Genomic DNA, 12,419 nt, shown 5'->3' on the forward strand with positions numbered 1-12,419 from the left:
GCGTAAAGGGTATGTGAATTGCCTCGGCGCGCTGACAGGTGGCCAGGCCTTACAACAGGCAAAAGCGGGTATCGAAGCCATTTATCTCTCGGGATGGCAAGTTGCCGCGGATGCCAATACGGCTTCCAGTATGTATCCCGACCAGTCTTTGTATCCTGTGAATTCGGTGCCTGAAGTTGTGGCGCGGATTAACAACACTTTTCGTCGCGCTGATCAGATCCAGTGGGCCAATAACATTGAGCCCGGGCAGCCTGGCTATACCGACTATTTCCTGCCGATTGTGGCGGACGCTGAAGCCGGTTTTGGTGGCGTACTCAATGCCTTTGAACTGATGAAATCCATGATTGAAGCCGGTGCTGCCGCCGTTCATTTTGAAGATCAGCTTGCTGCGGTGAAGAAGTGCGGGCATATGGGCGGCAAAGTTCTGGTGCCGACACAGGAAGCCGTACAGAAGCTGATTTCCGCGCGTCTTGCCGCCGATGTTCTTGGTGTGCCGACGTTATTGGTGGCACGTACCGATGCCGATGCGGCAGATTTACTGACGTCGGACTGCGACCCGTATGACAGCCAGTTTATTACCGGCGAAAGAACACATGAAGGTTTCTACCGGACGAACGCCGGTATTGAGCAGGCCATCAGTCGCGGTCTGGCGTACGCACCTTATGCCGACGTAGTGTGGTGCGAGACATCGACGCCTGATCTGAAACTGGCTCAGCGTTTTGCTGAGGCCATCCACGCTAAATTCCCGGGCAAATTGCTGGCCTATAACTGTTCGCCATCGTTTAACTGGAAGAAGAATCTCGACGATAAAACCATCGCCAGTTTCCAGGACCAGTTGGCCGCGATGGGTTACCAGTATCAGTTCATTACGCTGGCGGGCATTCACAGCATGTGGTTCAACATGTTCGATCTTGCCCATGCTTATGCACAGGGCGAGGGGATGAAGCACTACGTGGATAAAGTGCAGGAGCCGGAATTTGCGGCCATAGATCGCGGCTATACCTTTGCTTCTCATCAGCAGGAAGTCGGAACCGGCTATTTCGACAAAGTCACCACCATTATTCAGGGCGGTCGCTCCTCGGTCACCGCACTCACCGGCTCTACCGAAGAACAGCAGTTTTCTCCGACGTCACACTGATGCTCATCAGACCTGGTGAAAGCCGGGTCTCTTTCCTCAGGGAGTCGCCACTATGCGTATAGAGCTGTTGATTGCGCAGACTATTTTACAGGGGTTCGACGCCCAGTACGGCCGCTTTCTCGAAGTGACATCGGGGGCGCAGCAGCGCTTTGAAAATGCCGACTGGTCAGCGGTACAGGCAGCGATGAAGCAACGTATCCATTTGTATGACCACCATGTCGGTCTGGTTGTCGCCCAGCTCAAATGCATTACCGGCCAGCGTTTTTATGATGCCGCGTTTCTGATCCGCATAAAGGAATGTTACTCCGGATTACTGCCTGATTATCCGAGGGCTGAAATCGCTGAAAGCTTTTTTAATTCAGTCTATTGCCGGATTTTCAAACATCGCGATCTGACAGCGGACAAACTTTTTATTTTCAGTGAGCAGTCCTCCCGGCGTCAGCAACATTGTGCCCGTCCTTTGTCACGCCTCTACCCGGTTCAGGGTAATTTCTTTGCCACGCTGGTAAAAGTCCTTGATGACCTGCCGGTGCGCTTACCGTGGGAGGATGCGAACCGTGATGTGGATTATATTGCCACTGCATTAAAGCAACGCTTCCCCGCAGAGTGGCTTGCGGATGCTGATATTGAGATCGCTACCGAGATTTTTTATCGCAATAAAGCCGCGTGGATAATCGGCAAAATCAGATGTGCTTCACAGATATTCCCGCTGTTATTGCCGGTGCATCTTAGTCATCAGAATGAGTTATTTGTTGATGCCTGTCTGACGGAAAGCAACGATGCCAGCATAGTCTTTGGCTTTGCCCGCTCATATTTTATGGTGTATGCCCCGCAGCCCGGTGCGCTGGTTGAATGGTTACGTGAGATTTTACCGGCCAAAACCACGGCTGAGCTGTACAGCGCTATCGGTTGTCAAAAACACGCAAAAACAGAATGTTACCGTGAGCATTTGCACTTTATAGCGCAAACCGACGAGTCTTTTATTATTGCGCCGGGGGTCAAAGGCATGGTCATGCTGGTATTTACCCTGCCTGGCAGTGACCGCGTGTTCAAGGTGATAAAAGATAATTTTGCGCCGCAGAAAGAAGTGACTGAGGCACAGGTCAAAGCCTGCTATCAGTTGGTGAAAGAGCATGACCGCGTCGGGCGGATGGCCGATACCCAGGAATTTGAGCACTTTGTTCTGCCAAAGAATAACATCAGCCCTGAACTGATGGCTGAACTACAGCGCGAAGTACCTGCCAAGATAGAAGATCTGGGGGACAGCATTGCGCTCCGGCATCTGTACATTGAACGGCGTATGACGCCGCTGAATTTATATCTGGAACAGGCCAGCGATACGCAGCTTCATGACGTGATTGAAGAATACGGCAATGCGATCAAACAACTGGCTGCGGCGAATATCTTCCCCGGCGACATGTTGTTTAAGAATTTTGGCGTGACCCGTCATGGTCGTGTGGTGTTTTATGACTACGATGAAATCTGCTACATGACTGAAGTTAATTTTCGCGATATTCCCGCACCCCGTTACCCGGAGGATGAACTGGCCAGCGAACCCTGGTACAGCATTGCTCCGGGCGATGTTTTCCCGGAAGAATTCCGGCATTTCCTTTGCAGCGACAAACGCCTTGGTCAAATCTTTGAAACGCTACACGACGATTTGTTTAGCGCCGGTTACTGGCGCGGTTTGCAACAGCGTATCCGTGAAGGGCACGTCGAAGATGTTTTTGCGTATCGTCGTTCCCGGCGTTTTAGCCAGCGTTAATTTGCTGAAATCCTCCCGGATAATGGTGGGATTTCAGCATCTTTCTCAGTGTTTTCCACCGCCGTAGGCCTGCGTGATTTCTTTCGCCGCATGAATCACCAGTGCACCCAGTTCCGTCACGCGGTCATCGGTGATTCGTGAAACCGGGCCCGAGATTGAAATCGCCGCATAGGCATCGTTGTGTTCGTCGTAAATGCAGGTTGCCACACAACGCAGTCCGAGCGCATGCTCTTCATCATCAAAGGCATAGCCGCGTTTACGGGTATCCGCCAACTCCTGCTTCAGATTCACAGGAGACGTTTTTGTCAGGGGCGTATAGCTGTGCAGGCCTATTTTATGCAGCAGTTTTGCCAGACGCTCTTCCGGCAACGTCGAAAGAAATGCTTTACCGGCACCCGACGCATGCATCGGTAATTTGCCACCAATCGGCGCTGACATCCTCATCAGGGCATTGCACTGCACCTGATCGATGATGATCGCCTGATAATCACTGTGATCCAGCACCGCCAGATTCACCGTTTCGCCGGATTCTTCCATCAGGCGGCGTAACATCGGATGCACCATTGCCAGTAAATTCCGGCTTTGCAGGAAACTGCTTCCTACGATAAAAGCATGTGAGCCAATGGTCCACAGGCCCAAATCGCCGACCTGACGGACAAATCCCTGCTGTTGCATGGTGGTCAGAAGGCGGTGGGTGGTGGAATTGGGTAAACCCGCCTGCTGGGCGAGATCGGTCAGTGCCACGCTGCCCTGGGCTTCAGCGATATATTCCAGCAACTTAAGGCCACGTGTCAGGGACTGTACCTGCCCGGTCGCGGCGCTGCCGGTTACAGCCGCGGCTTTGGTTTTCTTAGCACGTTTGGCCGGAGCCGTTACGGACGTTGCCATGAGCCTGTTCCTTGTAAGATGTGCCAAAAGCTGGCGAAGAAAAATCATTTTTGGAATTGGTTTTCGTTTTTACAGTATGGATCGCAACCTGCCTTTACGCTCATCCGATGTGTTGCACTGCGTTTGCGGGATGTCTTCCCGAATTGAAAAAGTCTCACGTCGGTGCGGGCTTTTGGCTGAGGAAGGTATGCTAGGATGTTGACCATGATTTCCGGCGCATGAATGAACAATTTGCCGGGTGTGCGTGATGGGTGATGAGGTGAAAGTGACTAATCGAGTTGAGGCGCTACATAAGCAGCTGGCACAGCGCATTTTGGTTCTGGATGGCGGCATGGGCACCATGATCCAAAGCTATCGTCTGGAAGAAGAAGATTACCGTGGTGAGCGTTTTGCTGACTGGGAAAGCGATCTTAAAGGCAATAATGATCTTCTGGTGCTCTCCAAACCCGACGTGATCGTCGAGATCCATAACGGTTATCTTGCTGCTGGTGCAGATATCCTCGAAACCAACACCTTCAACTCCACCACGATTGCAATGGCTGACTACCATATGGAATCGCTGTCGGCTGAAATTAACTATGAAGCTGCGCGGCTGGCGCGTCAATGTGCCGATGCGTGGACCGCCCGTACGCCGGATAAACCGCGTTATGTTGCCGGGGTTTTAGGCCCGACCAACCGGACGGCGTCGATTTCCCCGGATGTTAACGATCCCGCATTTCGTAACGTATCTTTCGATCAGCTGGTTGAAGCCTACCGCGAATCCACCCGGGCACTGATCGAAGGCGGTGCCGATCTGATCATGATCGAAACCGTATTTGACACTCTCAACGCCAAAGCCGCGACGTTCGCAGTAGAAAGTGAATTCGAAGCAATGGGCATCGTATTGCCTGTCATGGTTTCCGGCACGATTACTGATGCTTCCGGCCGCACCTTATCTGGCCAGACAACCGAAGCTTTTTATAACTCGCTGCGTCACGTTAAACCGCTCACCTTTGGCCTTAACTGCGCGCTGGGGCCGGATGAGTTACGTCAGTATGTCGCTGAGTTATCTCGTATTGCAGAATGTTATGTTACCGCGCACCCGAACGCCGGTTTACCTAATGCTTTCGGTGAATACGATCTCGAAGCCAAAGAAATGGCTGAGCATATTGCCGAATGGGCACGCTCGGGCTTTCTGAACATTGTCGGTGGCTGCTGTGGTACCACGCCTGCGCATATCGCGGCGATGGTGAAAGCCGTGGAAGGCGTACCGCCCCGCGCTTTACCGACCATTCCTGTTGCCTGTCGTCTGGCAGGGCTGGAACCGCTGACCATCGATCCACAGACGCTGTTTGTGAACGTCGGTGAACGTACTAATGTGACCGGTTCTGCTCGTTTCAAGCGACTGATTAAAGAAGAAAAGTATGCGGAAGCGCTGGCGGTAGCCCGTCAGCAGGTAGAAAGTGGCGCGCAAATCATCGATATCAACATGGATGAAGGGATGCTCGAMGCCGAAGCGGCAATGGTGCGTTTCCTCAGCCTGATTGCCGGTGAACCGGATATCGCCCGTGTGCCGATCATGATCGATTCCTCCAAATGGGATGTTATCGAAAAAGGCCTGAAATGCATTCAGGGCAAGGGGATTGTTAACTCCATTTCCATGAAAGAAGGCGAAGAAGCCTTCCTGCACCACGCCCGTATGGTACGCCGGTACGGCGCGGCCGTTGTGGTCATGGCATTCGATGAAACCGGGCAGGCGGATACCCGCGCCCGCAAAATTGAAATCTGCCGCCGTGCCTACAAGCTGTTGACTGAAAAAGTCGGCTTCCCGCCGGAAGACATCATTTTTGACCCGAATATCTTTGCGGTGGCGACCGGCATTGACGAACACAACAACTACGCCGTCGATTTCATCGAAGCCTGCGCCGATATCAAAGCACAACTGCCGCATGCGCTGATTTCCGGCGGTGTTTCCAATGTTTCATTCTCTTTCCGTGGTAACGAACCGGTACGTGAAGCCATTCACGCCGTCTTCCTGTATCACGCCATCCGCAACGGTATGGATATGGGCATCGTCAACGCCGGTCAGTTGGCGATTTATGATGATTTACCGGCTGAACTGCGCGACGCCGTCGAAGATGTGATCCTCAACCGCCGCGATGATGGTACTGAGCGCCTGCTTGAACTGGCTGAAAAATACCGTGGCAGCAAGGACGATGGAGAAGCGAATAAGCAGCAGGCGGAATGGCGCAGTTGGGACGTGAAAAAACGCCTCGAATACTCGCTGGTGAAAGGCATTACCGAATTTATCGAACTGGATACCGAAGAGTGCCGTCAGCTGGCCGCGCGTCCTATCGAAGTGATCGAAGGCCCGCTGATGGACGGTATGAACGTCGTCGGCGACCTGTTTGGTGCCGGTAAAATGTTCCTGCCGCAAGTGGTGAAATCCGCGCGCGTGATGAAACAGGCTGTGGCCTATCTGGAGCCATACATTGAAGCCAGCAAGGAAAAGGGCCAGACCAACGGCAAAATCCTGCTGGCCACGGTCAAAGGCGATGTCCATGACATCGGTAAAAACATCGTTGGCGTGGTGCTGCAATGTAATAACTACGAGATTATCGATCTCGGTGTAATGGTGCCGACGGACAAAATCCTGAAAACCGCCATCGAAGAAAACGTCGATATCATCGGGCTTTCCGGGCTGATTACGCCGTCACTCGATGAAATGGTCAACGTCGCGAAAGAAATGGAGCGGCGTGGTTTTACCATGCCGTTGCTGATTGGCGGCGCAACCACATCGAAAGCGCACACTGCGGTGAAAATCGAAAAAAATTACAGTGGTGTGACCTGCTACGTGCAAAACGCCTCGCGTTCTGTCGGCGTGGTGTCTGCGTTGCTGTCAAAAGATCAGCGGGACGCGTTTATCGAACGTACACGTAAAGAGTACGACACTGTACGTATCCAGCATGGTCGTAAAAAGCCGCGCACGCCGCCAGTGAGTCTTGAAGTGGCCCGCGACAACGCTACTTTTATCGATTGGGAAGCTTACACGCCACCGGTGGTCCATCGTCTGGGCATCCAGAAAGTCGAAGCCAGCATTGAAACACTGCGCAATTACATCGACTGGACGCCGTTCTTCATGACCTGGTCGCTGGCAGGTAAATATCCGCGCATTCTTGAAGATGAAGTTGTCGGCGAAGAAGCGAAACGCCTGTTCAAAGATGCCAATGACCTGCTCGATAAACTTTGCGCTGAGAAATTGCTCAACCCACGCGGCGTCGTCGGTCTCTTCCCGGCAAACCGCAAAGGCGATGACATCGAAATCTACAGCGATGAACGCCGCGAAGACGTGCTGGTGGTCAGCCATCATCTGCGTCAGCAAACGGAAAAAACCGATTTCGCCAACTATTGCCTGGCTGACTTTGTCGCACCGAAATCCAGCGGCAAGAAAGATTACATGGGGGCATTTGCTGTAACCGGCGGGCTGGAGGAGGATGCGCTGGCCGAGGCGTATGACAAACAGCATGATGATTACAATAAAATCATGATCAAGGCGCTGGCTGACCGTCTGGCAGAAGCGTTTGCGGAATACCTGCATGAGAAAGTGCGCAAGGTGTATTGGGGTTTTGCCGCCAACGAGAATCTGAGCAACGAAGAGTTGATCCGCGAGAATTATCAGGGAATACGTCCGGCGCCCGGTTACCCGGCCTGTCCTGAACACACTGAAAAGGGGCAAATCTGGAAGCTGCTGGATGTGGAAGCCAATACCGGTATGCAACTGACCGAATCCTTTGCGATGTGGCCGGGTGCTGCGGTGTCAGGCTGGTATTTCAGCCACCCTGACAGCAAATACTTCGCCGTGGCACAAATCCAGCGTGATCAGGTCGAAGATTACGCGGCACGTAAAAATATGCCGGTCGCCGAAGTGGAGCGCTGGCTGGCGCCGAACTTAGGTTACGACGCCGACTAATACCCGTCATCCTTCAAGTTGACTCTGCATTGGCTGCCATCACGAACCCCAGTCACTTACTTCAGTAAGCTCCTGGGGTTCATTCAGTTGCCGCCTTAATTCATCTCGAATGATTTAGGGTATCCCATCGGTGTTTTTTTCCACTTAAATCAACTCACTTCCACATCAATGTGCAGCGCGTCATAGCGCCAGTATTCTAAATCGCAGTCGATAACCCGGTCGTGCTGGTCGCGGTTAATACGCGTAATAAACAGCGCCGGACTGCCGGGAGCCACTTTCAGCGCATGTGACGCCTCTTCAGGCAGCAATGTCGGCACCATGTCGAAACGCACGCGTCCGTAATGGATGTCATAGCGGGATGCGTACAAATCAGTCAGCGATGTCGTGAGATCCGCGTCAAGAATGCCCTGAAAATACAGAGGATTAAGATAGTGCTCGACGTACAAAACCGGGCGGTTATCGATATAACGCAACCGCCGGATGCAAATGACCTCACTCTCTGACGGCAACAATAACTTCTGACACACCGTATCGCTGGCAATACAGTGCTTCGCATCAATCACTGTGGTCTTTGCGCTGCGCCCCTGATCTTTCGCCATTGCGTGAAAGTGACTTCTTTGCAGCGGGTTGTAGACAATGCGTGGCGGGGAAACAAACCAGCCCCGGCGTACTTCCCGGTAAATCAGACCCTGGGCCTCAAGCTGGCTCAATGCTTCCCGTAATGTAATACGGGTAGTGGAAAACTGTTCACTCAACGTGCGCTCAGAAGGCAGCCTTCCCTCGGCAGAAAATGCCCCGGCCGCAATACTTTCGCTTAATGCCTTGCAGATAACGGCAAGGGTAGTCTGCGATTCACTCATCGGTCAGCAAGCCTCATTTCAGTGCGTTTTTGCACCAATCTGAACTTTCATCATGTAAATAATGTGCGCTTGTTAACAGCGATAAGCTTAAAACTGCTGCTTTTTCGCACTGACATATAATTATCACAATTGAGCGTTAGATTGGCTTGGTTCTTGCTGGACTAGACCAGCACTTCACACACACTACCATCCGGAGCATACGTTATGAAACAGTTGTTCGCTTCTGTGTTAACCAGCGCGCTTGTCCTCTCCGCTTCATCGGCATTTGCCGCTGAACCTCCTGCTGCACTCCTGAAAGCGGCACAAGCCGAAGGAACGGTAAACAGTGTCGGTATGCCTGATGACTGGGCGAACTGGAAAGGAACCTGGAGTGATCTGAGCACCAAGTATGGCCTGAAACACAGCGATACCGATATGAGTTCGGCACAGGAGATCGCGAAATTCCTGGCAGAAAAAGACAATGCCAGTGCTGATATTGGCGACGTGGGTGCAGCTTTTGGACCCGTTGCCGTGCAAAAAGGCGTGACTCAGCCCTATAAACCGACCACCTGGGATCAGGTACCAGACTGGGCAAAAGATAAAGAGGGTATGTGGGCACTTGCTTATACCGGCACTATCGCCTTCATCATTGATAAATCGCAGGTTAAAGATGAGCCACACAGCTGGGCTGATCTGCTAAACAGCAAATACAAAGTGACTATCGGTGACGTGAGCACCGCAGCGCAGGCCGCAAATGGCGTGCTGGCGGCAACTTACGCGATGGGCGGCAATGAAAAGGACCTGAAACCAGGTCTGGAATATTTTGGCAAACTGGCGAAAGCAGGGCGTCTGAGCCTGACTAACCCGGTCATCGCGTCTCTGGAAAAAGGTGAAGTGCAGGTTGGCGTAGTCTGGGACTTCAACGGTCTGAGCTATCGCGACAAAATCGACAAAACCCGCTTCGACGTGGTGATCCCATCTGATGGCACTATCACGTCCGGTTACACCACGATCATCAACAAATTCGCCAAACATCCGAACGCCGCCAAACTGGCGCGTGAATACATCTTCTCTGATGCCGGTCAGATCAATCTGGCACAAGGCTATGCCCGTCCAATCCGTGCCGATCACATCACGCTGCCAGACGATGCAAAAGCCAAACTGCTGCCTTCCAGCGAATACAAAAATGCGCACCCGATTGCAGATCCGGCTGCCTGGGATAAGAGCGCGAAAACCTTGCCGCGTCTGTGGCAGGAAAACGTCATGATCAACATGCAGCAGTAATTGATTAAAAAATAAGAAAAACCGGACAGCGAAAGCATTGGTTAATAACAACACCTGTAAGAAATGAAAGGTATACATGGTATGAAGAGCATTCTGGTAGTACTCGACGGGCTGAATTATCAGGTCGGCCGCGACGCAATGGGTTATCTGCAAGCCCAGTGTGCCGCAGGACGCGGCCGCTTGTATCAACTGGAATGCGAATTGCCTTCGCTGTCCCGGCCACTTTATGAATGCATTCTCACCGRTATCACGCCGGTGGTGAGTGGCATTGTTCACAACCACGTTGACCGGTTATCGACTCAACGTAGTATTTTCCACTATGCCCGCGACGCTGGCCTGACGACGGCTGCTGCGGCTTATCACTGGGTCAGCGAGCTGTATAACCGCACGCCGTTTGACCCGCCGCGTGACCGCCACACCAGCGATGACTCGCTGACTATCCAGCACGGCCATTTTTATTACGATGATAGTTACCCTGATTCGCATCTGTTCGATGACGCCGAAAGCCTGCGTCGTCGTCATGATCCCGACTTCCTGCTGATCCACCCGATGAACATTGATGATGCCGGGCATAAATTTGGCCTGTCGACGCCCCAATACCGCAACAAAGCACGGACCGCAGACGGCATCCTGTCGCGCTATCTGGGCGACTGGCTGGACGCCGGTTATCAGGTGATCGTGACTGCGGATCACGGTATGAATGATGACCGCAGCCACGGCGGTATTTTGCCGGAGGAGCGTCAGGTGCCGCTGTTCGTCTTCGGCAGTGCGTTCAGCTTCAAAGAGGCCGCACCGTTGCAGACGGAGTTATGCGGAACTGTTTGTCAGATCCTCAATATTGCCCACGACAAGCCACATTGCGCGGCATTACTGGCCTGAATCCCGTCACTTTTAGAGGATACCCGATGAAAGCTAAGTGGATTGCGGCGTTGTTTATGCTGCCGTTTCTGGTGTTTTTCATCGCTTTTCAGCTGGCGCCGCTGACATGGATTGCGGTGAGCAGCTTTTACAGCGAAACCTATGAAGCCTGGGGACTGGGCAATTACACCGACATTCTGACATCACCGTTCTATTTACAGGCTATGCGTTTCTCACTGGATATTTCCATCTGGTCGAGTTTATACGGTTTGCTTATTGCGTTAGTGGGTAGTTACTCACTTCGCCAGCTTGGCCCGACAAAGCTGCACGACTTTGTGATGTCGTTTACTAACATGACCAGCAACTTTGCGGGCGTACCGCTGGCCTTCGCCTTCGTTATCCTGCTTGGCCTGAATGGTTGTCTGACGCTGCTGCTGAAAAAATATGGCCTGATGGAACACTTCGACCTCTATTCAAAAGATGGCCTGATTGTGCTCTATACCTATTTCCAGATCCCGCTCGGCGTGTTGCTGATGTATCCGGCATTTGATGCGTTACGGGAGGACTGGCGCGAGTCAGCGGCCTTGCTGGGCGCGGGACGCTGGCGTTACTGGCGTCATATCGGTATTCCGGTACTGTTCCCGGCCTTGCTCGGCACCTTCGTTATTTTGCTCGCCAATGCCCTTGGCGCGTATGCCACGGTGTATGCGCTGACCACCGGTAACTTTAACGTGGTGCCGGTGCGTATCGCGGCGTTGGTCTCGGGGGATATTTCTCTCGATCCGAATATGGGCAGCGCGCTGGCGATGTTGCTGGTGGTGCTGATGGCCTTTATCACGCTGATCCATCAGTGGTTATTGCGTAAAAGTTATCTCAGTCAGCGCAGCTGACGGGCAGAAAAAGGAACGTAAGATGTCGCGGTCTGAAGCAATTTACCACCGTGTGGTGATCTGGATTTTACTGATTGTCCTGATGTTGCCGCTGCTGGCGACGCTGGTCTATGCGCTGGTGCTGGAATGGGGGGCGACCATTTTACCGAGCGGCTTTACGCTGAAATGGCTGGTGGAACTGTGGAGCGATCCGCGCTTCCTGATTGCGCTCTGGCATTCGCTGCTGGTGTGTTTCGGCACACTTTTTCTGTCGCTGGTGCTGATCCTGCCCCTAATGTTTGTGATTGCTTACTATTTCCCTAAGCTCGATGCACTGATGAACATCCTGATCCTGCTGCCGTTCGCCGTGCCGCCGGTGGTGTCATCGGTGGGCCTGATGCAACTCTATTCCGCTGAACCGCTGGCGCTCACCGGTACGCCGTGGATCCTGATTGGCTGTTACTTCACCATCGCGCTGCCGTTTATCTATCGTGCTATTTCTAACAACATGCAGGCGATCAACCTGCGTGACCTGATGGATGCTGCACATCTGCTCGGTGCCAGCACCTGGAAAGCGGCGCTGCTGGTGGTTTTGCCTAACTTACGCAAAGGCGGAATGATTGCCGTCCTGCTGTCGTTTTCCTTCCTGATCGGGGAGTTTGTGTTCGCCAATCTGCTGGCGGGCAGCCGTTATGAAACGGTTCAGGTTTACCTCTATAACATGCGTAATGGCAGCGGCCATTTTACCAGCGCATTGGTCATCTCCTATTTCATGGTCGTCCTGATTTTCACCTGGGTGGCGAACATGCTGAACAAAGGAAAGAGCTGA

9 protein-coding genes are annotated in these 12,419 nt (G+C 52.8%); 7 read left to right on the forward strand and 2 right to left on the reverse strand.

Going from position 1 to position 12,419, the window contains the following annotated elements; all coding sequences use genetic code 11:
- Positions 1-1,138 (forward strand): isocitrate lyase (gene aceA, locus AC1DUO_RS06315; protein ID WP_477986812.1); only part of this gene is annotated, 1,138 nt, incomplete at its 5' end.
- A 52-nt stretch (positions 1,139-1,190) separates the two neighbouring features.
- Positions 1,191-2,903: a bifunctional isocitrate dehydrogenase kinase/phosphatase gene (gene aceK, locus AC1DUO_RS06320; RefSeq protein ID WP_112197688.1), complete on the forward strand. Its 1,713-nt coding sequence runs from the start codon at positions 1,191-1,193 to the stop codon at positions 2,901-2,903.
- A 45-nt stretch (positions 2,904-2,948) separates the two neighbouring features.
- Here aceK and iclR read toward each other — a convergent pair whose 3' ends face one another.
- Positions 2,949-3,791, reverse strand: a complete 843-nt coding sequence (iclR, locus tag AC1DUO_RS06325; RefSeq protein WP_013577388.1) for a glyoxylate bypass operon transcriptional repressor IclR — start codon at positions 3,789-3,791, stop codon at positions 2,949-2,951.
- Positions 3,792-4,038: 247 nt separating this feature from the next.
- Here iclR and metH point away from each other — a divergent pair, with 247 nt between their 5' ends.
- Positions 4,039-7,740, forward strand: a complete 3,702-nt coding sequence (gene metH, locus AC1DUO_RS06330) for a methionine synthase (protein WP_477986815.1) — start codon at positions 4,039-4,041, stop codon at positions 7,738-7,740.
- 149 nt (positions 7,741-7,889) lie between these two features.
- Here metH and AC1DUO_RS06335 read toward each other — a convergent pair whose 3' ends face one another.
- Positions 7,890-8,600 (reverse strand): UTRA domain-containing protein, encoded by a 711-nt coding sequence (locus AC1DUO_RS06335; protein ID WP_013577386.1) that lies wholly within the window; start codon positions 8,598-8,600, stop codon positions 7,890-7,892.
- A gap of 204 nt (positions 8,601-8,804) precedes the next feature.
- Here AC1DUO_RS06335 and AC1DUO_RS06340 point away from each other — a divergent pair, with 204 nt between their 5' ends.
- The 4 genes from AC1DUO_RS06340 (at position 8,805) to AC1DUO_RS06355 (ending at position 12,419) form a co-directional block, all read left to right on the forward strand.
- The gene (locus AC1DUO_RS06340; protein WP_013577385.1) at positions 8,805-9,863 is read left to right on the forward strand and encodes an ABC transporter substrate-binding protein; all 1,059 of its coding nucleotides are present in this window, start codon (positions 8,805-8,807) and stop codon (positions 9,861-9,863) included.
- Positions 9,864-9,944: 81 nt separating this feature from the next.
- Complete coding sequence (locus AC1DUO_RS06345; protein ID WP_477986818.1) at positions 9,945-10,742, forward strand: alkaline phosphatase family protein; 798 nt, start codon at positions 9,945-9,947, stop codon at positions 10,740-10,742.
- Between the two features lie 26 nt (positions 10,743-10,768).
- A complete protein-coding gene (locus tag AC1DUO_RS06350) occupies positions 10,769-11,611 on the forward strand; it encodes an ABC transporter permease (protein WP_037034946.1) in 843 nt (280 codons plus the stop codon).
- 22 nt (positions 11,612-11,633) lie between these two features.
- Entirely contained in the window at positions 11,634-12,419 is a 786-nt protein-coding gene (locus tag AC1DUO_RS06355) for an ABC transporter permease (RefSeq protein ID WP_013577382.1), read from the forward strand.

It is taken from the genome of Rahnella sp. P4_A8 (assembly GCF_056402435.1).

Coding starts and splice junctions, on each gene's coding strand:
- AC1DUO_RS06335 (WP_013577386.1), bottom strand. CDS start 8,600: ATGAGTGAATCGCAGACTACCCTTGCCGTTATCTGCAAGGCATTAAGC.
- AC1DUO_RS06340 (WP_013577385.1), top strand. CDS start 8,805: ATGAAACAGTTGTTCGCTTCTGTGTTAACCAGCGCGCTTGTCCTCTCC.
- aceK (WP_112197688.1), top strand. CDS start 1,191: ATGCGTATAGAGCTGTTGATTGCGCAGACTATTTTACAGGGGTTCGAC.
- AC1DUO_RS06350 (WP_037034946.1), top strand. CDS start 10,769: ATGAAAGCTAAGTGGATTGCGGCGTTGTTTATGCTGCCGTTTCTGGTG.
- AC1DUO_RS06355 (WP_013577382.1), top strand. CDS start 11,634: ATGTCGCGGTCTGAAGCAATTTACCACCGTGTGGTGATCTGGATTTTA.
- iclR (WP_013577388.1), bottom strand. CDS start 3,791: ATGGCAACGTCCGTAACGGCTCCGGCCAAACGTGCTAAGAAAACCAAA.